This is a genomic window from Metallosphaera javensis (ex Sakai et al. 2022) (assembly GCA_021654415.1).
GTDB lineage: Archaea > Thermoproteota > Thermoprotei_A > Sulfolobales > Sulfolobaceae > Metallosphaera > Metallosphaera javensis.
Map to the genome: position 1 here is coordinate 903,064 of AP024487.1, position 24,745 is coordinate 927,808.

The 24,745-nt window shown below is 48.7% G+C and carries 31 protein-coding genes and 1 pseudogene; 19 read left to right on the forward strand and 13 right to left on the reverse strand.

Annotation, left to right across the window (positions count from 1 at the left end; all coding sequences use genetic code 11):
• Window positions 1-170 precede the first annotated feature (170 nt).
• Window positions 171-782: a hypothetical protein gene (locus tag QVC96_RS05360; RefSeq protein WP_287690138.1), complete on the reverse strand. Its 612-nt coding sequence runs from the start codon at window positions 780-782 to the stop codon at window positions 171-173.
• Window positions 776-1,681 carry an AAA family ATPase gene (locus tag QVC96_RS05365; RefSeq protein ID WP_287690139.1) on the reverse strand — a complete coding sequence of 302 codons (906 nt, stop codon included), beginning with the start codon at window positions 1,679-1,681 and terminating at the stop codon, window positions 776-778. Before QVC96_RS05365 ends, QVC96_RS05360 begins: the two co-directional genes overlap by 7 nt.
• A gap of 95 nt (window positions 1,682-1,776) precedes the next feature.
• Between QVC96_RS05365 and sepP the strand changes: the two genes are divergently transcribed.
• The 3 genes from sepP to QVC96_RS05380 all read left to right on the forward strand — a co-directional run bounded on the left by sepP (window position 1,777) and on the right by QVC96_RS05380 (window position 4,124).
• Window positions 1,777-2,388 (forward strand): undecaprenyl-diphosphatase SepP, encoded by a 612-nt coding sequence (gene sepP / locus QVC96_RS05370; RefSeq protein WP_287690140.1) that lies wholly within the window; start codon window positions 1,777-1,779, stop codon window positions 2,386-2,388.
• 94 nt (window positions 2,389-2,482) lie between these two features.
• A complete protein-coding gene (locus QVC96_RS05375; RefSeq protein WP_425597986.1) occupies window positions 2,483-3,802 on the forward strand; it encodes an MFS transporter in 1,320 nt (439 codons plus the stop codon).
• A 25-nt stretch (window positions 3,803-3,827) separates the two neighbouring features.
• Entirely contained in the window at window positions 3,828-4,124 is a 297-nt protein-coding gene (locus QVC96_RS05380; protein ID WP_287690142.1) for a hypothetical protein, read from the forward strand.
• On the opposite strand, the gene wrbA is transcribed toward QVC96_RS05380, so the two are convergent.
• The 4 genes and pseudogenes from wrbA to QVC96_RS05400 all read right to left on the reverse strand — a co-directional run.
• A complete protein-coding gene (gene wrbA, locus QVC96_RS05385; protein ID WP_287690143.1) occupies window positions 4,114-4,605 on the reverse strand; it encodes an NAD(P)H:quinone oxidoreductase in 492 nt (163 codons plus the stop codon). The genes QVC96_RS05380 and wrbA overlap by 11 nt on opposite strands.
• Window positions 4,598-5,134 carry an IS630 family transposase gene (locus QVC96_RS05390; RefSeq protein ID WP_287688805.1) on the reverse strand — a complete coding sequence of 179 codons (537 nt, stop codon included), beginning with the start codon at window positions 5,132-5,134 and terminating at the stop codon, window positions 4,598-4,600. The genes wrbA and QVC96_RS05390 overlap by 8 nt, the downstream gene beginning before the upstream one ends.
• Window positions 5,106-5,594, reverse strand: coding sequence for a helix-turn-helix domain-containing protein (locus QVC96_RS05395; protein ID WP_238027283.1), 489 nt, complete (start codon window positions 5,592-5,594; stop codon window positions 5,106-5,108). The genes QVC96_RS05390 and QVC96_RS05395 overlap by 29 nt, the downstream gene beginning before the upstream one ends.
• Window positions 5,595-5,638: 44 nt before the next feature.
• Window positions 5,639-5,770 (reverse strand): annotated as a pseudogene (locus tag QVC96_RS05400) (NAD(P)H:quinone oxidoreductase); the annotation flags it as partial.
• Window positions 5,771-5,940: 170 nt separating this feature from the next.
• Between QVC96_RS05400 and QVC96_RS05405 the strand changes: the two are divergent.
• The 3 genes from QVC96_RS05405 to QVC96_RS05415 all read left to right on the forward strand — a co-directional run bounded on the left by QVC96_RS05405 (window position 5,941) and on the right by QVC96_RS05415 (window position 8,278).
• Window positions 5,941-6,585, forward strand: a complete 645-nt coding sequence (locus tag QVC96_RS05405; protein WP_287690145.1) for a DUF3834 domain-containing protein — start codon at window positions 5,941-5,943, stop codon at window positions 6,583-6,585.
• Window positions 6,586-6,665: 80 nt separating this feature from the next.
• Window positions 6,666-7,220: an isochorismatase family cysteine hydrolase gene (locus QVC96_RS05410; RefSeq protein WP_287690146.1), complete on the forward strand. Its 555-nt coding sequence runs from the start codon at window positions 6,666-6,668 to the stop codon at window positions 7,218-7,220.
• A 125-nt stretch (window positions 7,221-7,345) separates the two neighbouring features.
• Window positions 7,346-8,278 (forward strand): PEP/pyruvate-binding domain-containing protein, encoded by a 933-nt coding sequence (locus QVC96_RS05415; RefSeq protein WP_287690147.1) that lies wholly within the window; start codon window positions 7,346-7,348, stop codon window positions 8,276-8,278.
• 53 nt (window positions 8,279-8,331) lie between these two features.
• Here the strand turns inward: QVC96_RS05415 and QVC96_RS05420 are convergent, their stop codons facing one another.
• The gene (locus tag QVC96_RS05420; protein ID WP_287690148.1) at window positions 8,332-9,948 is read right to left on the reverse strand and encodes a thiamine pyrophosphate-requiring protein; all 1,617 of its coding nucleotides are present in this window, start codon (window positions 9,946-9,948) and stop codon (window positions 8,332-8,334) included.
• Between the two features lie 258 nt (window positions 9,949-10,206).
• Between QVC96_RS05420 and QVC96_RS05425 the strand changes: the two genes are divergently transcribed.
• The gene (locus tag QVC96_RS05425) at window positions 10,207-10,851 is read left to right on the forward strand and encodes a hypothetical protein (protein WP_287690149.1); all 645 of its coding nucleotides are present in this window, start codon (window positions 10,207-10,209) and stop codon (window positions 10,849-10,851) included.
• A 16-nt stretch (window positions 10,852-10,867) separates the two neighbouring features.
• Here QVC96_RS05425 and QVC96_RS05430 read toward each other — a convergent pair whose 3' ends face one another.
• Window positions 10,868-11,809, reverse strand: coding sequence for an NAD-dependent epimerase/dehydratase family protein (locus tag QVC96_RS05430; protein WP_287690150.1), 942 nt, complete (start codon window positions 11,807-11,809; stop codon window positions 10,868-10,870).
• A gap of 137 nt (window positions 11,810-11,946) precedes the next feature.
• On the opposite strand from QVC96_RS05430, the gene QVC96_RS05435 reads away from it, so the two are divergent.
• The gene (locus QVC96_RS05435) at window positions 11,947-12,282 is read left to right on the forward strand and encodes a hypothetical protein (protein WP_287690151.1); all 336 of its coding nucleotides are present in this window, start codon (window positions 11,947-11,949) and stop codon (window positions 12,280-12,282) included.
• On the opposite strand, the gene QVC96_RS05440 is transcribed toward QVC96_RS05435, so the two are convergent.
• Together QVC96_RS05440 and QVC96_RS05445 are read right to left on the reverse strand one after the other, a co-directional pair.
• Window positions 12,276-13,547 (reverse strand): transposase, encoded by a 1,272-nt coding sequence (locus QVC96_RS05440; RefSeq protein WP_287690152.1) that lies wholly within the window; start codon window positions 13,545-13,547, stop codon window positions 12,276-12,278. The genes QVC96_RS05435 and QVC96_RS05440 overlap by 7 nt on opposite strands.
• Window positions 13,525-14,091 (reverse strand): IS607 family transposase, encoded by a 567-nt coding sequence (locus QVC96_RS05445; protein ID WP_287690426.1) that lies wholly within the window; start codon window positions 14,089-14,091, stop codon window positions 13,525-13,527. The genes QVC96_RS05440 and QVC96_RS05445 overlap by 23 nt, the downstream gene beginning before the upstream one ends.
• Before the next feature lie 95 nt (window positions 14,092-14,186).
• Between QVC96_RS05445 and QVC96_RS05450 the strand changes: the two genes are divergently transcribed.
• From QVC96_RS05450 to QVC96_RS05465, 4 genes are all read left to right on the forward strand, one after another.
• Complete coding sequence (locus QVC96_RS05450) at window positions 14,187-14,705, forward strand: zinc ribbon domain-containing protein (protein WP_287690153.1); 519 nt, start codon at window positions 14,187-14,189, stop codon at window positions 14,703-14,705.
• A 41-nt stretch (window positions 14,706-14,746) separates the two neighbouring features.
• Window positions 14,747-16,090, forward strand: a complete 1,344-nt coding sequence (locus tag QVC96_RS05455) for an FAD-binding oxidoreductase (RefSeq protein ID WP_287690154.1) — start codon at window positions 14,747-14,749, stop codon at window positions 16,088-16,090.
• Window positions 16,083-17,072: an MFS transporter gene (locus QVC96_RS05460; protein WP_287690155.1), complete on the forward strand. Its 990-nt coding sequence runs from the start codon at window positions 16,083-16,085 to the stop codon at window positions 17,070-17,072. The genes QVC96_RS05455 and QVC96_RS05460 overlap by 8 nt, the downstream gene beginning before the upstream one ends.
• 88 nt (window positions 17,073-17,160) lie before the next feature.
• Window positions 17,161-18,351, forward strand: coding sequence for a transposase (locus QVC96_RS05465; RefSeq protein ID WP_287690156.1), 1,191 nt, complete (start codon window positions 17,161-17,163; stop codon window positions 18,349-18,351).
• Window positions 18,352-18,448: 97 nt separating this feature from the next.
• On the opposite strand, the gene QVC96_RS05470 is transcribed toward QVC96_RS05465, so the two are convergent.
• Both QVC96_RS05470 and QVC96_RS05475 read right to left on the reverse strand, forming a co-directional pair.
• Window positions 18,449-18,694 (reverse strand): hypothetical protein, encoded by a 246-nt coding sequence (locus QVC96_RS05470; protein ID WP_238026215.1) that lies wholly within the window; start codon window positions 18,692-18,694, stop codon window positions 18,449-18,451.
• A 164-nt stretch (window positions 18,695-18,858) separates the two neighbouring features.
• Window positions 18,859-19,245 (reverse strand): HEPN domain-containing protein, encoded by a 387-nt coding sequence (locus QVC96_RS05475; RefSeq protein ID WP_287690157.1) that lies wholly within the window; start codon window positions 19,243-19,245, stop codon window positions 18,859-18,861.
• Window positions 19,246-19,298: 53 nt separating this feature from the next.
• On the opposite strand from QVC96_RS05475, the gene QVC96_RS05480 reads away from it, so the two are divergent.
• On the forward strand, window positions 19,299-19,622 hold the full coding sequence (locus tag QVC96_RS05480; protein ID WP_238026219.1) for a nucleotidyltransferase domain-containing protein: 324 nt from the start codon (window positions 19,299-19,301) through the stop codon (window positions 19,620-19,622).
• 29 nt (window positions 19,623-19,651) lie between these two features.
• Window positions 19,652-20,638, forward strand: coding sequence for an alcohol dehydrogenase catalytic domain-containing protein (locus tag QVC96_RS05485; protein ID WP_287690158.1), 987 nt, complete (start codon window positions 19,652-19,654; stop codon window positions 20,636-20,638).
• A gap of 152 nt (window positions 20,639-20,790) precedes the next feature.
• Here the strand turns inward: QVC96_RS05485 and QVC96_RS05490 are convergent, their stop codons facing one another.
• Entirely contained in the window at window positions 20,791-22,095 is a 1,305-nt protein-coding gene (locus tag QVC96_RS05490) for a cryptochrome/photolyase family protein (RefSeq protein WP_287690159.1), read from the reverse strand.
• A 176-nt stretch (window positions 22,096-22,271) separates the two neighbouring features.
• On the opposite strand from QVC96_RS05490, the gene QVC96_RS05495 reads away from it, so the two are divergent.
• From QVC96_RS05495 to QVC96_RS05515, 5 genes are all read left to right on the forward strand, one after another.
• On the forward strand, window positions 22,272-22,538 hold the full coding sequence (locus QVC96_RS05495; protein WP_287690160.1) for a hypothetical protein: 267 nt from the start codon (window positions 22,272-22,274) through the stop codon (window positions 22,536-22,538).
• Window positions 22,507-22,662: a hypothetical protein gene (locus QVC96_RS05500; RefSeq protein WP_287690161.1), complete on the forward strand. Its 156-nt coding sequence runs from the start codon at window positions 22,507-22,509 to the stop codon at window positions 22,660-22,662. Before QVC96_RS05495 ends, QVC96_RS05500 begins: the two co-directional genes overlap by 32 nt.
• The gene (locus tag QVC96_RS05505) at window positions 22,662-22,808 is read left to right on the forward strand and encodes a hypothetical protein (RefSeq protein WP_287690162.1); all 147 of its coding nucleotides are present in this window, start codon (window positions 22,662-22,664) and stop codon (window positions 22,806-22,808) included. Before QVC96_RS05500 ends, QVC96_RS05505 begins: the two co-directional genes overlap by 1 nt.
• A 6-nt stretch (window positions 22,809-22,814) precedes the next feature.
• Complete coding sequence (locus QVC96_RS05510) at window positions 22,815-22,958, forward strand: hypothetical protein (RefSeq protein WP_287690163.1); 144 nt, start codon at window positions 22,815-22,817, stop codon at window positions 22,956-22,958.
• Window positions 22,959-23,097: 139 nt separating this feature from the next.
• The gene (locus QVC96_RS05515; protein ID WP_287690164.1) at window positions 23,098-24,708 is read left to right on the forward strand and encodes a S9 family peptidase; all 1,611 of its coding nucleotides are present in this window, start codon (window positions 23,098-23,100) and stop codon (window positions 24,706-24,708) included.
• Window positions 24,709-24,745 lie beyond the last annotated feature (37 nt).

Below are 24,745 nucleotides of genomic sequence, written 5' to 3' on the forward strand. Positions count from 1 at the left end.
GGGTTGAGGACCTATCAAAATCCCTCTTTGCTGGTAGATCACGTTTGATTAAACCCTCCATTTTTTACAACGCGATTCGATTCACGATCATCTAGTACAGGGCTGATAGCATTCCTTGATACATTCACCTTAACCATCTTCATAAATATAATTCTTTAATAATCAATGGACTATCTTGCAATTATTTCCGCAAAATAATTATTTAAAAGATGAAAAACCTGTGGAAACTGTCTAAATAATTCTTCAACAAAGTTACGATTAAGATAGATGGCCTGAATATCATCGGCCTTCAAAAGCACTTTCAGGTATAGTGATAGCTTGCTCTTCCCGCAGAGATCCATTTTGCCTTGTGTAGCCTTGTATTCTACAAACTGAGTCACCAGCACATCTCCATTTTCATCCAATTTCAATTGCTCAAGAAGCATGCTCTCGATGCAACCTTTGTAATCGCTTGCCTTATCTCCAACAACTATTAATATTCTACAACTTTTTCCATTAAAACAAAATTTTATGTAGGGTGGCTCCCTGCGTGTGCTGATTCGTAATTTGCTCACCACTTGATCATAGATATTACCGTACCCCTCGTCATCTCCATCCACCAAGTAACAGACGTTGCCTACGTTCAAGGGTCCCCTTTTCATATCATTATTTATATCATCCAGAAATTTTTTGAGTACATTACCCTTACCGCCTAGGGGTTGTATGGGCATTGCATACCCCAATCTTTTCAAAATCTCTTCGTCAGTTTTTCCCTCAACCAATATTCTATCGCAACTTACCATATATATCCAGCCCAGCTCAAGGGAGAATCAAAGCTTGACAGATCAGTTAACGAGTATTTGGCATACTTCCTTTCTCTGTTGAAGTAATATATTGCTATGTCACTGGAATCAGATGCGAGCCTGGACGCCATCTTTATGACCTCATTGCTATGGGTTACAATGAACGATTGAACCTCTCTCGCGTCCAGAAGACTTTTTAGCACGTCCCTGACATAATCCGGATGAAGAGAATCCTCTATCTCATCCACTAGTAGAATATTGGCGTAAGATAAGCTGGCCCTGATAAGTTCCTTCTTAAGAAACCCCCTCCCCACGGAGTACACTGGTAATGAAGAATAAAATAACTTAAATTGATCATAATCGTCCTTAAGAATTTCGAATTGACTCTTCCCCCCAGCTTTCTTTGAATAACTTATTATCCTTTCAGGATTATCAAAATTATCAAAATGAACAGAGATATATACAGGAAAATAGTCTGAAGTTTCTTGCGTGTCCTTCACAGTTAATGTTGGAATGAGTGCAGCTCCGCTTCCCTCCTTATAGCTAAAGGATATTCGCTCAACATTAATCTTAGCTATTTCCCTATTGTCTAGCAGCACAGAAAGCTCTAAAGGACTTACTCTCTTAATCTTGATCTCATTGTTATCAATATGGATCAAGGAATCTCCGATTGTAGCAAAGGACGATAGAGCCTCTCCCCTGCTATTAAACATATAGATAAGCTGGGAATTAGCATCTGACATCATTACCCTGTTAGACAGGAGGAGCGTAGAAAAGAAAATAGCCTCGAGAAAGGAGGTCTTCCCGCTACTGTTCTCCCCAATAATCAGATTTACCCTGCTTACTTTATCATTAAACTTCAATCCTCTAAATCCATCGATGCTGATACTCTTTATCATTGTGATAATCACTCTCTCATTTTATTTAAGTACTAATAGGGACCTTCCCATGAATCATGAAAAACTTTATAGATTTCCCACCGTGCTGAGAAGAGATGAAGTACTACTGGGCTCTGTTATTGGCCTTTCTGGTCGTTGGCGTGATAGTCAAGATTGAATCGGAGCCCAACATGCCGTTGAATATTTACCTTTTCAAGTTGATCAACTATAACCAGGTAAGCGCTCTGAACCCAGTAATGGTTTTTCTTTCCAAGTATGGAAGGGAATACGTCTGGATTCCCCTGACTGCAATTCTTCTCGTCTTCAGGAAGACAAGGAGGATAGCCATAACCCTGGCCGCGTCGTTCATACTTGCAATCATTGTGGGAGAAATCAGCAAATATGCCTTCGCGCAGGGAAGGCCCTTCCTCTACATTCATCCCGATTATCTCCTTGTTCCACCGCCCACTGACTACAGTTTTCCCTCAGGACATGCGTTGATCGTGAGCGATGGTGCTTTAGTCCTGGCCAAAATGGCCCCAAGGTGGCTATGGATCATCATGATGATAGAGGCCGTTCTGGTTTCCTACTCGAGGGTTTACGTTGGAGTACACTGGCCGTACGACGTCATAGCTGGCTGGCTCCTGGGAGGCTGGACATCACTGTTTACCGTGGACTTGGAGAGGAGGGGCACCCTTGCCTTTATCGAGAAATTCCTCAAGGCATGATTGTTTCAGAGAGTAGATACTAAAGTTTTTTTAACTTGAGTATTTACCAACTGTTATGGCATCGCTGACGTGGAGGAACGTTATAGTTTCTGGGATGGGAGTGCTCACCGACGGTTACAATCTCTACTCCATCTCCCTCACCTCCTTCTTTATACCCTCATCCTTCACCTTTTCCAGCGCGGAACTTGGGTTACTGGTTGCAGGATCCTATTACGGCGCCGCAATAGCTGCATTGCTATTCGGACTACTAGCTGACAGGATAGGGAGGAAGAGAATCTACGGCTTCGACGTTCTAATCATGGCCATTGGCGCAGGGTTACAGGCCTTCGCACAGTCATATGTGGAGCTCTTTTTAGCTAGGCTGGTCCTGGGTGTGGGGATAGGTGCGGACTACGTTCTATCCCCCGTCATAGTTGCTGAAAACGCTGAGGGAAGAAACAGGGGGAAGGCTATGGTTGTGACCTTTGCCGTAATGTGGGGTCTCGGTGCGGTTATTGCAGCGTTCGTGGAACAGATTGGTCTCATGGCTCACCTTCCCTCAGCCTTGCTCTGGAGGGTTGTTCTGGGAGTGGGAGCCATCCCAGCAATCTCAGTGTTCCTCCTTAGAAGGAAGATCTACGAGACCATGATGTTCGTGTCCAGGGTTAACCCTGAACATCAAGACGCTCCAAGGATAGAGCAGGAACTGGGCAAGCCTCTCCCAAAGGCAAGGGACAACACGCCTTTTCTGAGGAGGCTTTCTTCCTCAGCCCTTCTAATCGTGGCTGCCTCTGTTCTCTGGCTCCTCTACGACATGTACTCCTCAACCTTTGCCATTTTCGGACCCATTACCATAGCGTCAAACCTTGGGCTCTCCCCCATAGAGTTCACCTATGTGGCGCAGTTCTTTGCCGGGATACCAGGTCAGCTGGTTTGCATCTATCTAGTTGATAGAATAGGAAGGAAACCCCTAATTGTGGTGGGATACGCTGGTGTGGCGCTGTGGCTGTTTGCCTACTCCCTTCTCCTGTCCGACCCAAGGATCTTTGGACTGCCCGAGACTCAACTTTCCGTGGCAAAACTGGTGGGAGAAGCGGCCCTCTTGGGTTTCTCCTTCTACATGCTCAACTACTTCTTCTCAGCCGTGGGTCCGGCATCCATCATAGGCTCTGCCATGGTTACCCCTGAACTTGTTCCAACCAAGGTTAGAGCCACAAGCCAGGCAATCAGCGTCAGTGTGGACAGGCTCGCCACTGCCCTTAACATCACGGCTTTTCCCTTGCTTCTATCCCATTATGGGCTGGGAGCTATGGTAGGATTTTATGCAGGGATAGCGCTAATTTCCACCCTCATAACCCTCTTCGTTATTCCCGAAACAAAGGGACAGGAATTGGAGAGAGTTGTTAAGGAGCAGAACGCGGGGAAGCGATTATAAGGGATCTGAACACCAACCATTTTTTATGGAACCGTTTTACTTTAAAAGCTACGATAAGGTAGTAGGTGTGGCAAGGGATCTGAACGAATTGGTAAGGGAGCTTGCCAGGCTATCCAGGGAGGACCCCGGGTGCGTGGAATATCACTTGAAGGAGGGACACGTAGTGGCCTGGTTAAACTACATTGGCGAGAGGGGATTAGCGGAGATCTTGAAGGGTGTGTCCAGTCCCAGAGAGGCCTTATCCAGAATCTCTGAGTTCAGGGCAATACCTAGAAGGGAGACCAGAAGCAGGAAACAAAAAACAAGGAGAGCTAACATCTGAGCTTTCTTGCGACCTCAGTTATTCTCTTCCCCATGAACCTGGCGATGACCTTCTCGTTATCGTCTAGGTTCTTCATACTACCGAGGTGACTGGGTCCGTAAGGGGATCCTCCGGTAGTGGTAGTGGATATCTCCTTTATTCCGTAGCCCAGGGGTACTATAACCATCCCCTGATGATATGCATAGGCACTCATGGTCAGGATAGTGCTCTCGTGGCCTCCATGAATTGTAGCGGCCTCGGTGAAGAAGCCCACTGGCTTTCCGTAAAGCGCCCCCTTGAGCCAGAGATCCCTAGTCTGATCCAAGAAGAACTTTAGCTGGCCAGTGATGTTACCGTACCTGGTTGGAGAGCCCATAACTATGCCGTCGGCCCACTCTAGGTCCTGCATTGTGGCCTCAGGAATCTTCTCAATCCTGGAAAGATCTACGTTAAACTTGGCAACAACTTCCTTCGGTAGTACTTTGTGGAAGTTTTTATCCATTGTTTTCTACCTCTATTTCATCTAAATCCAGATATTGGACCACATCAAGGTTAAACTGATCGTGATGTTCCTCGAAGAACCTCCTCACCTCCTCCCTTGCCTCTTCCACGTTGTTGAAGAACCTGTTCGCAAGGTGGAACTTCAGGTCCTTGAAGATCCTCTCCACAGGGTTTAGCTCTGGCGAGTACTTTGGGGTGAAAACGGGTCTCACTCCCCTTCTCCTGAACAGGTCCAGGATAGCCCCCGTCTTGTGGGAGGAGTGGTTGTCAAGGACGAGGTACTTGGTCTCCCTGCCCCACTTCCTCTCCATCCTGTAAACGAAGCTCTTCATGTTCTTGCTGGAGAGGGAGTTGTAGAGGGCGTACAGCACCTTCCTTGAAATGGCGTCAAGGGCGAGGAAGACGTAGAAGTGCTGGAAGCCCAGGTTCACCCTGATCCTGGGCCTGGAACCCCTCCTGGCGAGGCACCTCCTCACCGTGGTGCCCACCACCACCCTTGTCTCATCGAAGAACGCTATCCTGCGTCCCATCAGTTCCTTCACTTTTTTTAAAATCGCGGTGCTTCTCCACCTCGGCCCTGGCGTTCACCGGCCTGGGCGTCACGAAACCGTACCCCAGCTGGTGCACTACCCTGTAAAGGTGATACCTATTGTAAACTATCCCCCTCTTCCTCAGCTCAGCGTTCAGCGCCCTCATGGTCCACCCCTCCAGGTTGTATCCCAGCTCCCTGGGACTTGTCTCCAGCACCTTCTTCACCTCCTCGCTGGAGTACTTCCTGGGCCTACCCGACCTTGGCCTATCCCTCAACGCTCCGACCCCTCCCCTCTTGTACTTCGCGACCCACTTCTTCACCGTTGAGTACGAAACCCCGAGGACCTCGGCCACCCTGTACTCCCTGAACCCGTCCACGAGGTACATCTTCACCCCCAGTATTCTCTGCCTTATCCTAGCATTCTTTTCCTCCCTGTAAGCCTTCTCTAATTCCTCCACATTCTATATTAGTAATACCAAGATAAAAACTTTACCTAAGTACTAGGGAAAAGCTCTGGAACCCTTACCACCTTGACCTCAGCTCCTTCCGCCTTGGCTCCTTCAGCTATTTCCATGGCCAGGTCCACTATACTGCCGTAGCCATAGAATAGTACAAGTATTTTGGGACATGTCATAAGCCACCCCTCATATACTAAGTCTTAAAAAATTGACTAAAAGTTAGACTTTAAACTATTAGACAAATAATCATTTCTTGAAACGCGCGAAAACTGCACAATATGTAACATAAAGGGAAAAGTTTGGCAAAAATATTTAATCATAGGTAACATAGATACCTAGGATAACCATGTTAAAGGTAATAGCTGCACCAGGACCTGTTTCCTATCCCATGATAGCTTCCACAATGAAGAACAAGGACATCATGATTGATTTTGGGAAAGAAGGCAGTGCCGATGTAATTCTGGACTCCACCGTGTCCCTTGTGAGGAGGGGAATTAGAACGGATTACATCACCATAAAGGGACTGATGGTGGTCTCTCCTGACGTGGGGAGAAGGATCGGCGTGTGGAGAAAGGGAAGTGCTGCCGACGTTCTGACCAGAGCTCTCCTGGAAAAGAAGGGGTTGAAGGGAGAGGTGGTATACGCAGATGATATGCCCAAACTCATGGAGATGCTCAACAGGAAAGAGGTAGACTCCATAGTTGTGGCGTCACCCTTCGCCAAGGGAAAGACATTTGAGGAATTGCTGGGAATACCAGGAAGTTGTGGAGCCTCAGTTAACGGAGATCACGAGGCCTTTATCTCTGCCTACTCAGAGGGTATAGAGCTGATGAAGCAGGACCCGCAGGGAGTGGCTGAGTATATAGCCAAAAAGCTACCCATACAGGCAAATCCACAGATGATAATCAATTTGCCCAAGACTACCGTCCTTGGCGTGGAGAGAATAGCTGACAACTCTCACTTCGAGAACCTGATCAGAAAGCATCTCTGAAACCCTGGATTCTTTAAATATATCAAGACAATTTGTACAAAAAGAATTAGTTTTTTAAATGTAAACTAGCTAAGTTATCCATGGACCTAAAACAGATCCTAACTCCAAGTAACTCGATTCTAGTGGTATGGGACGTACAGAACGGCCTGGTAAGGGGAACCTTCAACAAAGATCAATTTGTAAAGGCACTGGAGAGAACTATCGGAGCAGCCAGGAGGGCCAAGATTCCTGTAGTATACACGAAGATAACGCCGTTCCCGAGCGGTTTTGAACCCTACGCATCTAGGGTTACGTCAAGGCAGTTCAGGTTCACAAGTGAGGACTTAGAACTCTACGAGAAACCCGCCGAGGGAGAGATTATACTTCCCAAGAACACATGGAGTATCTTTGTAGGGACCAACTTTGAACTTCTCTTAAGGAACTCGGGCAGGAACGCCATAATCTTTACTGGAATTGCTACGGAAATAGGGGTGGAAACAAGTGCCAGGCATGCCTTTGCACTGGGATTCATGCCCGTGATAGTGAGTGATGCTGTCTCCTCCTTCAACAAGGAGGGACACGAGAGGTCGCTTGCCAACATGAAGGACTTCTTCCCGGTGATTACCTCCGAGGAACTCGAGAAAATACTTGGGTGAGATTTCCCAGTTCTTAAGTCCCTATGTAGTTTTTATGAAGATTCGGAAAACCTCGCCCTTAAAGCAGAGGTAGCTCACAAAAGCTCTAGAACATGTTTAAAACTTTGTACTGCTTATCGACGTATATGTATGTGTTTACAATAGATCAATCATCATCTAACATGGTTAGATCGGTGGGCAGGAAGGCTGCCTATCTTGGGGAGCTGACCAGAATGGGTATAAGGGTGCCTTGGGGATTTGTGATCACCAGGTCTGCGTTCAGGAGATTCATGGAGATAAACAGGAACAAGATCAGTGACGTGCTCAGGGGAGCAAACCTGGAGGACCCCAGGGACCTAGAGAGAAGATATGAGATGATCAAGGAGATCATTACCCAGACGGAGATACCGCTTGACATTTCACTTGAGATAGAGCACTATTCTAGGGAGATATCCACGGACATGGTGGCCGTGAGGCCCACAATAACCTCCAGTATGTCAGGCCCCAGCTTTGCTGGGGAAACGGAGACGTTCCTTTACGTGAATAAGGTTGACCTTCCCTTTTATGTGAAGCGGGCCTGGGCGAGTTACTTCAATCCCAGGTCTTTAGCATACAGGATAGCACAGGGGATGCCACTGGAGATAGCTGTGCTGGTCCAGGAAATGGTTGATCCGGAGTCCGCGGGAACCGCATTCACCATACATCCTGTAACTGGAAATCCCAACTGGGTCATAATAGAGTCCTCTTGGGGACTGGGACAGGCGGTGACTAGGGGACTGGTGACGCCAGATCGTTTCGTGCTACCCAAGAGGGACAGGGTGATTGCGGAGAAAAGCATTGGGCATAAGCACGTGATGCTTAAGTTTGATCCCAGGCTGGGCGGAATACGGGAGATTCCTCTGGGAGGTAAGGCACTGGAGCCCAGCCTGAGTGACGAAAAGGCCATAGAGCTAGCTAATCTATCCCTGAGAATAGAGGAATTCTTTGGCAGACATGTGAACCTGGAGTGGGCCCTTCAGGACAACAGGTTATACATCCTTGAGGTCAGAGGAGTCAAGACAATGTGGGAGGAAATATGATCCTCCAAGATTTGACTAGGCCCTACTTTAACCGACCCGTCAACTTCTAGAACCTATCTGGTTCTCTCCACCACTACCTGCACCACGGAAAGTCCTCCCTTCTTCACGTTATTCCATCCCTCGGTTAGGGCGCTCCTTGCTTCCTCAGGGGTCTCAGCCAGCCTGAAGTATCCGCCGAAAGCCCTCACCGTCTCCCCTATGTTATACCTCTTGAAATCTGCACCCGGGAACATCCTCTTAGCCTTGGCCAGTCCCTCAGGGAAAACCTCCTCTACGGCCTCTGCGGAAGCTAACCAGCCTGAATTGTCATAAATGACTACCATTGCTGGTAAACCGTAAGTTGAGGCTACGTAATAGAAGGCCTCGGGCACGCCAAAAATGAAGGATCCGTCACCTGTGGTGATGACCACATCCCTACCAGTTGCCATTCTGATTCCAAGACCTGCCCCCAGGGCCCATCCAAGGTAGCCCTCAGCCAAGTCCGCATAATATTCTCCATATTCAAAGCTACCGTACCTGGGATTGAAGGGATACTCGTTGACCACTATCGCCCCCAACTGGGAAACGTAACTGGATAGGAGTCTTGGATGTACCCTTGAGGAGTTTTCCAGGTTCCCTATTTCCTTTCTCTTGTACTCCCTTTGTTTTTCCACCCTCTCCCTTATTTCCTCATTCCACCTGTCCTTTCCCCTTATCTGTATTTCCTTCAATGCCATGGGGGTTGACTGGATGCAGACGTCGCATGGAAAACCGTAGTAGGGTATATAAGAGTATGATGGTTCAACGTCTATCCTGATCACAGGGGCTTTAACCTTAACTCTCTTGGGTATCCACGGCACTTCCGATTCAATCACTATCACGAGATCTGGCTCGTTCATATCAAGTCTGTCCAGGGCCATGGGTCCTCCTGAGGGATAGTTAACCACCTCCCCCACATAATTGAGAACGGGTGCACCCAGCTTGTTTACGAACTCGGTTATAGCCTCATACCATTCCCTTCTTCTACCTCCCCTCCACGTTATGATTGCTGGTCTTTCCGACTCCTCCACCAGTTTTTCCGCCTCCCTCAGGGATTCCCTGGAGGGACCGGGCTCATACGGTGACATCTTCACGTTGGAGGGTTTCGCCTCTTTCACGCTAACCTCTCTGGGTATGGTGAGGTAAACAGGGCCTCTGGGTTCACTCCTGGCGATCTGCAGTGCCCTCCTCAACGCCACCGAGGTCTGAGTAGGATCACGTATCTCGAAGTCCCACTTCAGGTACTGTCTTCCAAATTCGCCCTGATCCCTGGCCTCCTGAGTCCAGTGTATCCTCAGGTTCCTGCTTGCAGTGCTCCCCTCCTCTGTGTAGGGAGATCTGCCCGCTAGAACGAGTAGGGGAATCCTGCTGGTATACGCGTTACTCACTATTCCTAGGGCATTAAGGGTGCCCGGTACTGTGTGCACGGCCACAACACCCATTTTCCCTCCAAGGGAGTAACCCAGGGCCATGGCTGAGGCTGTGATTTCGTGAGGGACTACCACAAAATCAGGTAAACTGGGGTCCCTGACCTTCTCCTCTATGAAGGACGCGTAGTCCGTACCTGATACCATGAATATCTTATCAACTCCCTCCTCCCTCAAAAGAGAAAGGATAAGACCTGCACTTGATCTAGTGGCTGTCTGTTCCATGATGTATTTATAATGATCGAATAGTTAAGTTCTACCATATGCTTACTAGCTCTGTTTTTCGAATATTCAGGATAAGCCGAAAATCTCTCCCTTGGTATTATGGCTTCTTTCTCGTTCATTTGCGTCTAGTGCCCTGAGCCACACCATCTAGACCAGAAACTGTTCATTTCCTGAAACAGTGCTTCTGATCAACTTTATTAAAAAACTGCGACATGAATGTATATGGTTAGCTTCCCTAACTATTCGCGTGGACGGTTCATGGGTTACGGGGGATGGCCCACGTATAACTACAGGCCCCTCTACCTTCAGGCCTTTGACTTCTTCGTGAAGAATCTGGGAATGATAATACCTGCAATAATAGCCCTGATAATCTCCTTGATAGTTGGATTTGCCATAGGTGCCATAGGAGGAGCTCTGGTTTTATCAGGCTTCTCACTCGGTGTTGTGGATGCCATAGGTTTTGTGATAGGCTTCATCTCGGGAATAATCATCTCCTTCCTCATTCTAGTGGAGGCGTATGAGGCAGGTAGCGTCGTCAATGGAAATATTCCCGACCTGGGACTGGCATGGCAAAGCTCCCAATATTCTAGGGAGAAATTCCTACCAACTGCCCTGATCACGGGATTAATTTTCGGAGTTCTCTCAGCGTTGAGGATCCCGGGCTCTTTCCTTATTGAAGGCCTCTTCCTTGTTCTGGTGTACATAGTTGCATCTGGAATTGTTTCTGGCGTCAGGCCTGGACTGGGACAATCCCTCAACTGGTATTCCTCAGCATTTTCTAAGGATGGAATCTCATCCCTTGTTCTGCTGTTGGGAGGTATCCTCTCCCTCGTTCCTCTTCTGAATCTACTGGTTATACCATACACGGAATTACTAGCCACTCTGATGGTGAGAAAATACTAGCTCCACATCACATGACTCACGTTGGGATTAACTTTCCCTTCTTCTCAAGGTAGTTAAGAAACCTAGCGTTAGCCCTAACCTCTTCCTCATCAAATTTTAGCTCTCCCACAACCTCCTTGAAGGCGGAGCAATCATACGTGGTTCCCGAATACCTCAAAAGATTCCTTATATCCTTGGGAAGAACGGACTTGGCCAACCATGTGGGAACAGGTAATTTGATACCCCCTCCGGTCTCTTGGCTCATGAGTTCGAAGAATCTAGAGACAGGAACACTCCCGCACTCACTGGCGTACAGATACAGCCCTTTGGGAGACTTCTTTCCAAGTGTTTGAACCGCCCTTCCCAGAGTCCAGGCATTTACAGTTGCCATCCTAAGTCCCAGCTCCGGTACGATTTTGGCCTTGACCAGCTTGTACATGGTCACGAACTGTATGTGGGCTGAGTACCTTCCGTAAACCAGTGTTGGCCTCAGTATTGCCAAGTGACCGTCCCTCTCCAGGGCAAGTCTCATAATTTCCCTTTCCCCATCGCACTTGGACTTCTCAAAGGGGGTTGTAGCCCTTGAATCCTTGCAGTGCTCCTTTTCCTCCTTCACGTTAACACCGGTCTCCCCAGTTGAGGTGGCCCCACTGAGGTGAATGAACGTTTTTCCCTGATCGAACGCGTCTCTGGCCAATTTCCTGGGAATCTCCACGTTAGCAAACTTGAGCCTATCCTCATCACCTGAAATTTCACCTATGAAATTGGCCACAACGTCGTGTTGGGCGATCAGCTTGGTCATCTCCTCTGAAAGTGGATCCACGTTCACGGCCTTTACCTTTCCCTTGAAGAGGGAAAGATATTCTTCCTTCACAGGGTTCAAACTCTTGTAGGTAATCGTCACCTCTTCTCCAGCTTGGTTAAGGTAAAGAGCTACGTGAGTGGAGATAAAGCCCAGACCCGTTAGCAGATACTTCATGAGAATTTTAGGAACTTCAATTTAAAATGATTTTAGTAAATGAGTATAATTTTCAGACCCTTCATTGCAGTCTCCTCCCAACGGGATTATCCCTTGTAAGGAATGCTTTTATGGTTCTAGCTTCCATTAAAAATGAGATGGGATATCCATACTATGGTCAACCTTCCGGTCCCTATCAGGGTTATCCTGGAGGCCCCTATAGCCCTGGGCCATATGGTCCTAATCAAGGATCCAATTTCGCATCAATTTTGGCATGTGAGCAATCCACCGGTCTAGGAGGAAAACAGCAGATAATTCCCACTCAGTACCCAATCAATCTACAGTATATTGCGCAAGAAGTTGCCACTTTCCTCATGGGACAGGGCTTCCAAACCTTCCCCATGGTAGGTTACAACTTAGCGATTATTCAGGCACAGCATAAGTCACTGCTTGGATACCTAACTGATAGCAATAAGGGGTTTGGGTCTCATTGAATTTCATGTATTTTGTATTCAATTCTCGACCCTTGGAGTTCACCGAAGTCGCGGATTGAACCGTTCATCCTTCTCACTCCCATTAGGGGGATAACCCCACTCACCTTACGGTGAGGAAACCCCCACATCTTGAGGTTGAATTTAGATAAGAACCTCTTCATGATGTTAAGTGAAGCATTGAATTGCCTATCAAGGGTGAACCCACACCTCCCGCACCTGAAGGTCTTGTCAACCGTTCGGGAAACCCATCCACATCTGGGGCAAGACCTGGATGTGAGGTGCGGGTTCACTTCCACTACCTTACAACCGTATAGAGGAGCCTTGTATTTCAACGTGTTAACTAACTTCCTCCAAACAGTCCTAGATAACTTTTTGGATAAAGACTCACTAGCATTACCAAACATACCTTGCTTATTTAACTTTTCGAAGACTAAAACATGATTATTATACAATTCAAGAATGAAGTTAGCCAGCTTGTTAATCAAATCATTAACCCTATTCCTCTCGCGATGAGAGTACTTCATCAACAGTCTCCTACCACCCTTCAACTTCTTAGAGGCTACAGACTGTACCTTAGCCCTCTTCATCTGCATGACGTACTTCAAGGAGTAAAGTTGCTTCAGAGAGATCGTGATAAACTTCTCGCCATCGTAACCGTCGAGTGAGAAAAGATTGGAATCAAATGCAACAGTTTCAGGTGGCGTGGTTGTTGGTAATTCTTTTCTAAACACCAGATACACTTTATCCTCCTTGATCACCGGTTCTGTTAACTCCATTTCCTCAACTCTTTCAGAGAACCATCTTCTATCCCAGGAATACGTGATATACTCGCGTGGTTTCACGGTTATCCTCACGCTCTTCCCGAGGACTTTCCTCAACGTGGTTTTCACCCTCACGTAACCCTTCCTCACAAGCGGTGGTTTGAACTTACTTCTCCCCTTCTCAAATCTCCTCCTCCAGGAGTCAAGGATAGAGTATACGTCGTGAATAGCTTGGTCTATGTAGTGTTTTGCCAGTCCTTGCGCATTCTCTTTCGTTAGGTATTCTCTCAATTCCTTGTATATTTCCTTCTTTTTTGGTAGCTCGACTCTTCCATTCTTCACGTTAACTTTGCTGAACACGTATTTTATTCCTTTGTTTAGTAAGTTCACGTAGGCACGAATTAGTTCTTTGCTTCTCTCCTCCTCATTTCTTATCGCATACGTTAAATGTATGTATTCTTTTTCTTGTGGTATGAATGTTTCAATCCTTAAGTTCTTCAACACATTTCTTCACCTTTTCACGCTCATGACCTCTCGTTCTGCCAGAGAACGAGACTAGGATACTGATCAAGTCTTCGATTAGTTCCTGTTCTGGATCCTCTTTTTCGAGCACCATCACCTCGCAACCGTGTGCCCTGCACACCTCCTCAAGTATCTCAAATCCGAATCTCACCAGCCTGTCCTGGTGAGCCACGACTATTTTGTTTACCTCGTTGTTTAGTATCATTCTAAGTAGTTTCTGGAACCCTTTTCTCCTCATGTTCAATCCAGATCCCATATCAGTGATGATGATGTCGTGTTCCGGAACCCTTTCCTTCAAGTAGTTCACTTGATTCACCAGATCGTTCTGTGTTTCTGATGACACTCTGGCGTAAAGTACCACTTTCTTTTTCCTTATTATTCCTGCCAATCTCTCAACGTCCTCCTCCCGAAATCTCATTTTCCCAGATGGCAATCTCTCTGGTTTTATGTACCCCTTTTTTACGTATTCTTGTAGTGTTCTGTATGAGATTCCTAGTCTCTGGCATACTTCTTTGGGTCTTAGCATCATATTGTGATTTGTAGACAAAGTATTTAAACTTCACGCTTTAACGAAAACAGTTTTCGACGGCGTATACGATTAGATTGTGTCAAGGACAGGGTATGGTAATTGTGGAGACTGGGATGGCGAACCTGATGCAGGACCTTATAACCGCTGGGGCTACAGCGTTCATAGCAGATGACGTGTTACATAGCAGTCTTCTCACTGTGGCGGGAGGAGGTCTGGACGCTTACGAGATGTACAAGCAGTACTCTCAGGAGGAGCAGATACTCAACATGATTACCATGCTAGTGATGCAGGCTCCTCCGGCCTATCCACCTCCAGCTTACCCGCAGGCACCTTACGGACAGGTTCCTGTGAGCAGGCCTCAGGCACCCTTTTCCCAGACTCAGACCACTCCTCCATCCCCCCAGACAGGAAACAACGTAAATCAACCCCAGCCGAGCCCAGGGACGCAGGCCTCACAGAAATGCTGGAGCTGTGGAGAGCCCGTCCCTCCCTCAGCTAGGTTCTGCCCCAGTTGTGGAGCTTCACTGCAACAGGTGAAATGTCCCCAGTGTGGCTCTCCTAACCCACCTTCTGCCAAGTTCTGCTCCTCGTGCGGAACCAAGCTCAAGTGAGACCAGAGAGAAGGTTATTAACATCCCCTGCAATTTCTGTTATGGAAAGCCTGAAGGACTTAGGTCTTGAAACCTCCGTGGAGACCAGGGAAGATTTCGTCAATTTCAGGGTTAATCCCCGGGTTGTGGTGTACCCAAGAAGCGAGGAGGAAGTGGTGAAGGTTGTTCGTTACGCTTACGAGAACGGGTTACCCATAGTCCCCTGGGGTGCTGGGACCAGCCTTACGGGAGCAGTATCATGCGAAGGATGTATACTGCTGGACATGAGACATATGTCCAGCATCCTTGAGATCAACGACGTTGACTGGTTCGTAAGAGTTCAGCCTGGAGTGAACCTGGAGTTCCTCAACAGGAAGTTGATGGAGAGGGGGTTCTTCCTCCCTCCAGACCCTGCCTCGTTCTTCCTCTGTTCTGTGGGAGGCGCGGTGGCCAATTCCTCCGGGGGGATGAGAGGGGTAAAGTATGGAACCTTCAGGGACTGGGTACTCTCCCTGAGGGTGGTCCTTCCAACGGGAGAAGTAGTTCAGGTTGGCGAACCCTTCAGGAAGAATAGGGCTGGCTACGATCTTGTTCACCTCTTCACGGGGAGTGAGGGAACATTGGGAGTAGTGACCGAGATCTGGTTCAGGATTATCCCCCTTCCCAAGGAGAAGATGATCTCCCTGCTCTCATTCATGCCAGATCTGGATTCAACGGCTGGAGTTATTCAGGACATGAGAAGGGCAGGGATCCTACCTGAGATCGCAGAGTACATAGATAATGAGGTTATAGTTGCCCTCAACACGCAGCTTAGTGCAGGACTGCGGGAATCCAGGGGTGGCCTCCTCATGCTGAGGGTGGAGGAGCACGACTTAGAGAAGATGAGGGAGATCCTGGGGAAATGGCACGGGGAGACCTCGATTCTAAGCGATGAGGAGTGGGAAAGAATTTACTCTCTCAGGGCACAGTCAGCCATTGCGCTCAAGGCCATGGCGAAGGAGATGTATGTGGAAGACATTGTTGTTCCTGTCTCCAAACTGGTTGAGGCAGTCAGGAGACTGAAGGAACTGGAGGAGAAGTATCAGGTGAAGATGCCAGTTATTGCCCATATAGGTGATGGGAACTTGCATCCCAATATACTTCTCAAGGACAGGAGAATGGCAGATGAACTGTTTGAGGAAGTGGGAAAGATAGCCATAGATTTGGGTGGATCAGTCTCGGGGGAGCACGGAATTGGGCTCCAGAAGGCCAGGTTGATGGGTCTTCAGATTCAGAGGCATAGCGGTGTAAAGGTACTGGAGATAATGAAGGGGATAAAGGACCTAGTGGATCCCCGGGGAATAATGAATCCAGGGAAATATGTGGAACTGGCGTACAAACTGATGAAGCAGGGGCAAAATGAATAGGGAAGAGCTATTCCTGATCCTGTCCACCTCGTCTCTAGGCATTCTTTGGGGCGCCAACTCCCTAGCCACCTCATTGTACCTGAGAAGCTTAGGTTATGATCCGCTGTTCATTGGAACCATCTTGGGAGTGGGGATAATCACAGGTTCCGGGATTTCAGTTCTGGTCTCCATACTAGCTGACGCCTATGGAAGGAAAAAGTTCATCATGATCAACAGGGTCCTGTCCATCCTGGGAATTTTCGTTTTCGGGGTACTAAGAGTTCCCTATGGTTACCTGGTAGTGAATCAGTTCGGAGGAAGCCTCACCACCTCCTTTCTCGCGGACAAGAGCAGAAACCTGGAGAAATCCCTCAGTCTTCAAACTTCAATATCACAGCTTTTCGTTGTGGCGGGAAACCTGATGGGAGGATTACTCCAGTTCAGGACCCTGTACGTTCTGGAGATGGCAACACTGATTGTATCCCTGGTCCTTGTGGCAGGTGTCGAGGAAAGATATGAGACAAGGAAGATATCCCTAGGATTGAAATCTGCAGGGGTGGTGGGCAAGTTTGCTGTGGATTCCCTCATTGGTCTTGGCGCAGGAGCCCTTCTCCCCTTAATATCCCTCTGGTTCTCCCTGGCATTTAACGTATCTAGGCTCCTGCTAACTCCCCTGTTCGTGACATCTCAGCTCTCCCTCTCCCTCGGAACTCTGGTCGCCCCTAAGCTAGGGGAAAAGCTAGGAAAGGTGAGGGCAATAGTTTACACACACGTTTTGGCAATAGCTCTCCTCTTCCTCATTCCGTTCTCACCAACGTTTCTCTTGGCCTCCATCCTCTACGTAATGAGAAATGTGTCCATGAACATGACCTCTCCTCTCTTCTCCAGTCTGGTTCTGCAATTGGTTCCGAGAGAAGAGAGGGGAAGAGCCCAGACACTTATCCAGCTCATGGACTCAATACCTCGTTCCGTGGGACCTACCCTAGGTGGATACTTTTTATAAAGATTCGGAAAACTTCGCCCTTCAGGGCGGGGATGAGAGAACATACCTGAACAAAACAAATATTAAATTACTCAATCACCTTTTCGTAATGTATACCTTAAGGTTTCGCGCGTACGCCTCCCCCGACGTGTTGAGGGAGTTAAAATCCCAGTTGAGGTTGCTGTGTGAGGCGTACAACACCTTAAGGTATGCAGACATCGCGCTCCACGAAAGGGATGGGAAGTGGTTGAACAGGACTGAGCTGAGGCAACTCGCCCTTGACCTGAGAAAGCAGGACCCTGACTACCAGCGCGTTCACTCCCAGGTCTTCCAGAACGTAGCGGACAGGTACTGCGAGGCCAGGGATCGCTTTCTCCAGGGGCTGGCCAGGTTCCCCAGAGAGAGGAAACCCGAGAGGTACAGGTCCCTGGTCTACCCTCAGTCTGGATGGAAGGTCCTCTCAACCAGACCAGCCAGGTCAGGGAAGAAGAGCTGGATTCACCTTTCCCTCTCAGGCCTTGGCGTGTTCAAGGTCCTGGCCCATCGACCGCTTCCAGACAAGATCAGCAGGGTCGCGGTGAAGGTGACACCAACAAACAAGGTCTTCGTGTCCTTTCTGGTGGAGGGAGACCTTCACGTTGAAACCGAAAACACAGGCAAGGTCGCTGCACTCGACCTTGGCATCTCCCACCTCCTGGTCACGTCAGACGGTCACTACGTGGACAACCCCCGCTTTCTCGAGAGGGTCCTCCTCAAGTACAGGTCACTCTCCAGGCTTCTCTCCAGAAAGAGGAAGGGATCGAGTAACTGGGAGAAGGCCAGGCTTAGACTAGCGAAACTCCTGGAACGGGTGATCAACGCTAAGACCGACTTCTACTACAAGCTGGCCAACTCCCTGGCCAGGCGTTACGACGTCCTGATAATCGAGGACCTCAACGTGGTGAAGATGACCAGAGACGGGTCAAGAACCCTGAACAGACATCTCCACGATGTCTCCCTCTCCAGGTTCTCCTCAACCCTGAAATGGGTCTTTCAGAAGCACGGTAAGGAAGTCCTACAAGTCAACCCCGCATACTCCTCTCAGACCTGCTCCAGGTGCGGAAAGAAACACCACCTCTCCCTCTCAGACCGCGTCATCACCTGCCAATGCGGTCTCGTTCTTGACCGCGACCTCAACGCCTCCCTCAACCTCCTCAGGAGGGCAGGGTGGGAGCCACCCGTTGAGCCTGTGGAGATGAGGCCTCTGCCATGGCAAGCCTCATCCATGAAGCAGGAAGCTCCGCCCTTCAGGGCGGAGTAGCTCACCACTTGGCGTACTCTGGGTACCCTTTGTTTTCACAGGAACTCTCTACAGCGTATCGACCGGGCTCTTTTACTACATGTTTAAGGAATCTAACCTACCACCTAGAGCCAATCCCTCTAACCCTCCTGATAAGATAAACAATGGCCGAGACTAGAAGCAGAAGGAGGGCTACAGGGATAAGGGCCAAGTTCGTTAACACAAAGGAACCCGACTCTGCCTCAAACAGGAAGGGTATAACCAAGAACATGAGCTGATGAAGCGAGAGTAACCTCATGGAAAGGAGTAGGAGGAAAACAAGGGCCCTGGAGGTGGCCCTGTTCAATTTGAGCAGTAGAGACACGGGGTAAATCTCATGTGGCCATAATTAAACCTTGTCATAATTCTTCGGGAAATACTCGCTCCGTTAATGTGACCTCAGGATAGTTATATGGACGGAAAACCTAGCCCTTCAGGGTATCTCACTAACCGTCTCTATGGGACCTGACGACTTCTGAAAGAAATGCCTCAATCTATCCCAAGAGGTTCCACTTTCTCTTTCAAAAAAGTGATCAAATTTCTTGCAGAGAAGAGGCACTCCTCAGCTTTTCGCCTATCATAGTTAGATATCTGAGAGTACCTTGAGATTGTGTAGTGAGGTGTCAGGAAATCTCCATCCCTAAACACAGGGCCGGGTACGGGAACCATTAACTTCTCCTGAATCTCAGAAAGTAATTTTGAAAGATCATGAGTGAAAGGATATTCACCAAAGTTCTTGACAAGGATTCCTTTGAGCCGGAACTCCACCGATTGATGGGAGCTAAAACACACCATCCAGTAATATCCCTCGTTAAAAAGTCTCTCCGCTACCTGTAAAAACTCCTCTGATCTATCGAACCAGAACTTCTCGACCACTTTAGTCAGGTCTGAACAGAATTATTAAAATCCTTCTAGTTTTATTTTTCAGCGTGATAGACGACACAGCCTTTCAGGACCTAATAAAGAAGATCGTTGAACTTTACAGTGGAGAAGTAACTCTGGTACTGTTTGGAAGCAGAGCCAGAGGAGATCATTGGCCCTCCAGTGACTACGATATCATGGTCTTCCTGAGTGAAGTGAATGACCCAGCCAGAGAAGCAACCAGAATACTGTCCCTGAAGAGGGGAACCAAGCTATCACTTGACGTTGTGGTGAAGGAGAAAGGTGAACTAAACGATCCCATTACCAGGAAGATGCTCAAGGACAGAGTGGTTCTATTTGACGGACTGCGTCTCTTTAGCGGTGACGTCTGATTTTTAATACATCTTTCCTCATTGAGATCGTGAAAGCCCTAATCTTTGAGAAGAGAGGAATAGAGAACCTAGAGATAAGGGACATCCCTTCCTCTTCCATGAGGGAGGACGAGGTAAGACTCAAGGTTAAACTTGCGTCAATAAACCCGGTAGACCTTATGGCTGTGGAAACCCTGCCCGTGTCACCCGTGCCTCACGTACCGGGCTCTGAGTTTTACGGTGTGGTTGAAGAGGTGGGCAGTAAGGTAACGCACGTTTCCGTGGGAGACAGGGTTGCAGTTTACACGAGGCTATTTGACGGTACCTGCGCCTCCTGCATGCGGGGAGATCAAACCTACTGTATAAATGGCAAGAGAATAGGGGTCGAGAGCCAGGGAGGTTACGCCGAGGAGGTGGTGATACCGGGAAGGAACGTGTTTAACTCCGATCTTCCTGAGGAAATTCTCTCCAGCCTTCCCATAGCCATTCTCACACCCTTTCACGCGTTGAGAAGTGCCCAGGCGGGAGTGGATGACATCGTGGTGGTACTGGGCGCCTCAGGCAACACAGGAATGTTTGCCGTACAGCTTGCGAAAAGAATGGGGGCAAGGGTCATTGCGGTATCCACGAAACCGTGGGTCAAGGAACTGGGAGCAGATGAGATCGTTGATTACTCAAGTGCAGAGGAGGAGGTGAAAAGGCTCACCGACGGGAGGATGGGCTCCATAGTGATAAACTCCCTGGGGGAAAAGTACTGGGAACTGGGCCTGAAGCTAGTGGGAAATCACGGCAAAGTGGTGACCTTTGGCGGATTAACAGGGAGGAAGGTTAGTTTTGACGTTAACAGACTCTACGCCAAACATGTCACAATAATGGGTACAAACAGGGGAACCGTGGGCGAATTCCTGGAGCTGTTGAGACTGGCAAGGAATCTCAAGGTCAAGGTTCACAGGTACTTCAACCTCGACGAGGCTAGGGAGGCATTCCGCGAATTCAAGGAGGGAAGGAGAGATGGTAGGATCTTCATCAGTATTTAAAGGTTAGATCGTGAATTTCGCACCTAGGGAACCTCGTCTCTCCGTGCGTGACAACTGAACCGGAAGAGGTTACTCAAGCTTAGTTCGCATCTCGCATAAGATTTTAGAACGTGAAGCGCAGGAACTACCAACTTCAGGATCAGGCATTAGTTCTAGAAAAGGCCCTTCTTACCGCATATCGCAACCGAGTCCTCATATATCCTTCTAGCTTTCCTCACCTCTTCTGCATAATCCACTATGGGAGAAGGGTAGCCAGGAACCTTAAACCTGTAAATCTCGTGAATGGTCTCGGCTGGAAGATCCCTCAGTTCTGGCACCCACCTCTTTATGTATCTAGCGTCTGGATCGAACTTCCTCTGCTGTAACCACGGGTTGAAAACCCTGAACATATAATCTGCCCCAGTGGAGGCCACCCACTGCCAGTTACCGTTATTCACTGCAGGATCATAGTCCACCAGCCTTGTGGCAAAGTACCTCTCCCCTATCCTCCAGTCCACGTGAAGAACCTTCACCAGGAAGGAGGCAGTTATCATCCTTGTCCTGTTATGCATGAACCCGGTCCCGTTGAGCTCCCTCATTCCGGCGTCAACTATGGGATACCCAGTTCTCCCCTGTTTCCACGCCTCGAGATGGGCCTCGTTCCATTTCCACGGAATACAGTCATACTCCCTCCTGTAGGAATGTCCAAATACGTGTGGGTTATAATAGGCCAGAAGGGTGTAGAAGTCCCTCCAGTACAGCTGTCTCCTGATCTCCTCATTCACGGCCCAGTAGGCCTCCCTGGGCGAGATCACCCCAAACTTGAGGTAGGGTGATAGCCTCGTGGTTCCCTCCACTCCTGGAAAATTTCTGAGGGAGTAGTCCACCTTTCCTGCCCTCTCCAACACCTTAAGTCCCTCAGTCCTTCCTCCTGGGATACTCCTTTCCACCTCCAGGTCCACAACCTCCACGCCTGGAAGATCCACCTCAGCATAGTTTTTCCTATCGTTAGTGACAGGCTTCCTCACCTCCACCTTCTTCGCGTCATTGTAGAAGTGGGTGAAAACGGAGTAGGGCTTTCCCTTCCTGATGAAGAAATCCTTTGTGGTGAGCAGGAGGTCCTCACAGGATGTAACCCTTCCCTGCATCGCCTCCCTTATAGCGTTATCCCTGGTCAAACTGAACGGCGTGTAATCCTCGTTGAAATACACGGTACCCCCCAGCTCCGGTAAAACCTTCTCAGGGTATCCTCTCAGCACGTGAAGTCTTGACCCTCTCCTCCTCAGCTGTCCGTCAAGGTCCTCGAGCGAGTCCACCATGAACCCAAGAGCAAACTTGGACTTGTAGGGATTGTCCCCTATCTGCCTGGGATCAAGAACGAACACCGGGATAACCTCGTCGCATTCCTGAAGCGCCCTCAAGAGACAGGTGTTATCGTCCAGTCTAAGATCTCTCCTGAAAACGAAGACGCAGGGCATACTTCCAGATCTAGAGTTTAGTTAAAAGTTAGTGTTCATTAATGATTTATGTACCGGGTTAACCGGCTTCGCTGGTCCCTCGAACCAAAGGTCAAGGCTTGACTGGTGTTAGCCTAACGCAGAGTTCCCGGGGAAGGTATTTTACCTAATTAGGTATAATCTGTATATTTGGTAAAATGACCAAGGTCAAGACCAGTATATACGTGGACAGGGAGCTTTGGGACAGGTTCAGGAGATATGCCTTGAAGCGGGGAAAGGAGGTTAGTCAGATTTTGGAGGAGAGCATCAACGAGTCCATAATAGATGAGGACCTCTTCTCAGAAATGGTGGACTACACCGATTACGAGATCGACTTTGAACCTGTGAAGCCCAGGCAGGGAACCGTGAGCGATCTGGTCAGGGTCATGAGGGATGGAACATCAGGTAATATATCTCGACAGTAGTGCCATCGTCAAGAGATACATCGAGGAGCCTGGAAGCGATAGGGTAAGGGAGGTATTCCTCAGGGCTTATTCAGGCTCTCAAACCCTAGCGTTCAGCCTCTGGAAGGAGGAGTTCTGGGCGTGATGGATAGGGCCAGGAACCTGGGTAGACTGGGGGAGGAGCAGTATCTCACAGCTAGAAGGAGGTTTCTCATTGAGGTAAGGAGACTTGTAAAGCTGAACGTGTTAATAGTCGTGGGGGTCAAACCCGCGGTACTGAGGGAGAGCTGAAAACTGGTGGAGAAATATCACATATACGAGGCAGATGCACTGCAGATCTCCTCCGCAAGGTACTCCAGCTCCTCCCAGTTTCTTACCGGTGACATGAGGCTGAAGGAAGTGGCTTCGAGGGAGGGATTGAAACCTGTTTATCTGGGCTGACCCTATCATAGGAAAGTTGACACTCCCCTGCCTAGATTAACGGTGTCAGGACGACTGGAAATTAAGATCAGCGATTCTGGGTTCGGGGTCGAGCCGTTTAAGGAACAGGAAATATTTACCGGGTTACGCATATACAGTCATGAACCTTTCCTACCTTAACTACACCCCAGTTCAGGACTTTGATGTAAAGGATGGGAGAATCGCCTATGTGATCCTGAGGGATTCTCCAAAGGTCGTGATTCACAATGTCGGGGAGGTGCAAATTGGGGAACCGGAAACGGTTCACTGGGTTGGATCTAGGCTGGCTGTGGTTGCGGATCAGGGAGGGGCGGAGGTCAGGTCCATCTACCTTATTGACGAGGGACCGCATCCCCTGCTTTCCGACGGATTTGACAACATGGAGCCCGTGTTCCTTAAGGAGGACAGATTCTATTTCCTCTCCAACAGGGACAGGGAGACCATACACCTTTACCTGTATGACAGGGGACAGATAACTAAGATCAGCAAGGGTAATCTTCCCGTATCAGACGTGTGCGTATCGCCAGGCGGAAGATGGGTGGCCTATTCCTCAGGGATTTACGACAACGACCTGTTCCTGCTGGATACCAGTACAGGTGAGGAGGTGATAATATCTTACCCCAATTCCGAGCAGTATCCAAGTTCCTCTCAATGCTTTACGGGTGATTCCATCCTTTTCCTGAGCAATCACAACGGTTTCTTGGACGTGGGAAAATTCTCACTGCGAGATCATACGGTCTCCTGGCTTGTCACAGGGAAGGAGGACAAGTATGGGGCCCTCATGTGGAGAGATAAACTGGTGTATTCTGTGGACGTGAAGGGTCATATCTTGCTCATGGTGGACGGGAAACCCCTAACTAGAGAGGGCGTGGTCGCTGAGATCAAGGTGGACAGGGATTTATATTTCCTTCACTCGTCCTATGAAAGGTCCTACGACCTTTACAGGCACTCCACAGTAACGGAGAGGTTGACTGACTCTATGAGGGACGTGAAGGGAGAATTCACAAGGCCCACGCTGGTTAAATACAACTCCCTCGGTGAGGAGATAGATGCCCTCCTATATCAGAGGGGTGGAGAGGATAGAGGTGTCGTTTACGTTCATGGGGGTCCAGATTACGAGTGTCTCAGCAATTACTCAGCCGAGATCCAAATGCTGGTGGACCAGGGATTCAAGGTTATTTGTCCAAACTACAGGGGTTCCACGGGTAGGGGCAGGCGGTTCAACCACCTCAATGACAGGGATCTAGGAGGAGGTGACCTCGTGGACGTTGTGGAATCCGCAAATCTCCTGAACGTCCCTAGGGTTGCAGTGACGGGGGCGAGTTATGGGGGTTACTTGACCATGATGGCCGTGACAAAGTACCCTGAGAGATGGTGCGCTGCAGCCGCTGTTGTTCCATTCGTTAACTGGTTCACGGAGAAGAAGATGGAAAGGGAAGTCCTGAGGCAATATGACGAGGTAAAGATAGGTAATGATGAGGAACTGCTCAGGGAGAGATCACCCATATTTTTCGTGGACAGGATAAGGGCACCTCTCCTCCTCCTGGCAGGGGAAAACGACCCCAGATGTCCTGCTGAGGAGACAGTACAGGTAGTTGAGAAGATGAAGGAGCTAGGAAAAAGGGTGGAGTACAAGATTTATGAGAACGAGGGTCACGGCTTCGTGAAAAGGGAGAACCTGGTGGACTCCGTTGTTAGAGTCGTGGAATTTCTAGATAAGAATTGTAAATAGAAAATTACAAATAGAAAAATAAAAACTATATTGTCTT

What these genes read in the sequence shown, in the direction of transcription:
- QVC96_RS05425 (WP_287690149.1), top strand. Translation starts at nt 10,207, where the DNA reads ATGGGTTACGGGGGATGGCCCACGTATAACTACAGGCCCCTCTACCTT.
- QVC96_RS05455 (WP_287690154.1), top strand. Translation starts at nt 14,747, where the DNA reads ATGGAAAGCCTGAAGGACTTAGGTCTTGAAACCTCCGTGGAGACCAGG.
- QVC96_RS05460 (WP_287690155.1), top strand. Translation starts at nt 16,083, where the DNA reads ATGAATAGGGAAGAGCTATTCCTGATCCTGTCCACCTCGTCTCTAGGC.
- QVC96_RS05405 (WP_287690145.1), top strand. Translation starts at nt 5,941, where the DNA reads ATGTTAAAGGTAATAGCTGCACCAGGACCTGTTTCCTATCCCATGATA.
- QVC96_RS05515 (WP_287690164.1), top strand. Translation starts at nt 23,098, where the DNA reads ATGAACCTTTCCTACCTTAACTACACCCCAGTTCAGGACTTTGATGTA.
- QVC96_RS05375 (WP_425597986.1), top strand. Translation starts at nt 2,483, where the DNA reads ATGGGAGTGCTCACCGACGGTTACAATCTCTACTCCATCTCCCTCACC.
- QVC96_RS05505 (WP_287690162.1), top strand. Translation starts at nt 22,662, where the DNA reads ATGGATAGGGCCAGGAACCTGGGTAGACTGGGGGAGGAGCAGTATCTC.
- QVC96_RS05360 (WP_287690138.1), bottom strand. Translation starts at nt 782, where the DNA reads ATGGTAAGTTGCGATAGAATATTGGTTGAGGGAAAAACTGACGAAGAG.
- sepP (WP_287690140.1), top strand. Translation starts at nt 1,777, where the DNA reads ATGAAGTACTACTGGGCTCTGTTATTGGCCTTTCTGGTCGTTGGCGTG.
- QVC96_RS05420 (WP_287690148.1), bottom strand. Translation starts at nt 9,948, where the DNA reads ATGGAACAGACAGCCACTAGATCAAGTGCAGGTCTTATCCTTTCTCTT.
- QVC96_RS05415 (WP_287690147.1), top strand. Translation starts at nt 7,346, where the DNA reads ATGTATGTGTTTACAATAGATCAATCATCATCTAACATGGTTAGATCG.
- QVC96_RS05465 (WP_287690156.1), top strand. Translation starts at nt 17,161, where the DNA reads ATGTATACCTTAAGGTTTCGCGCGTACGCCTCCCCCGACGTGTTGAGG.
- QVC96_RS05500 (WP_287690161.1), top strand. Translation starts at nt 22,507, where the DNA reads ATGGAACATCAGGTAATATATCTCGACAGTAGTGCCATCGTCAAGAGA.
- QVC96_RS05365 (WP_287690139.1), bottom strand. Translation starts at nt 1,681, where the DNA reads ATGATAAAGAGTATCAGCATCGATGGATTTAGAGGATTGAAGTTTAAT.
- QVC96_RS05390 (WP_287688805.1), bottom strand. Translation starts at nt 5,134, where the DNA reads ATGGGACGCAGGATAGCGTTCTTCGATGAGACAAGGGTGGTGGTGGGC.
- QVC96_RS05430 (WP_287690150.1), bottom strand. Translation starts at nt 11,809, where the DNA reads ATGAAGTATCTGCTAACGGGTCTGGGCTTTATCTCCACTCACGTAGCT.
- QVC96_RS05380 (WP_287690142.1), top strand. Translation starts at nt 3,828, where the DNA reads ATGGAACCGTTTTACTTTAAAAGCTACGATAAGGTAGTAGGTGTGGCA.
- wrbA (WP_287690143.1), bottom strand. Translation starts at nt 4,605, where the DNA reads ATGGATAAAAACTTCCACAAAGTACTACCGAAGGAAGTTGTTGCCAAG.
- QVC96_RS05445 (WP_287690426.1), bottom strand. Translation starts at nt 14,091, where the DNA reads ATGCTAAGACCCAAAGAAGTATGCCAGAGACTAGGAATCTCATACAGA.
- QVC96_RS05490 (WP_287690159.1), bottom strand. Translation starts at nt 22,095, where the DNA reads ATGCCCTGCGTCTTCGTTTTCAGGAGAGATCTTAGACTGGACGATAAC.
- QVC96_RS05450 (WP_287690153.1), top strand. Translation starts at nt 14,187, where the DNA reads ATGGTAATTGTGGAGACTGGGATGGCGAACCTGATGCAGGACCTTATA.
- QVC96_RS05495 (WP_287690160.1), top strand. Translation starts at nt 22,272, where the DNA reads ATGACCAAGGTCAAGACCAGTATATACGTGGACAGGGAGCTTTGGGAC.
- QVC96_RS05410 (WP_287690146.1), top strand. Translation starts at nt 6,666, where the DNA reads ATGGACCTAAAACAGATCCTAACTCCAAGTAACTCGATTCTAGTGGTA.
- QVC96_RS05435 (WP_287690151.1), top strand. Translation starts at nt 11,947, where the DNA reads ATGGGATATCCATACTATGGTCAACCTTCCGGTCCCTATCAGGGTTAT.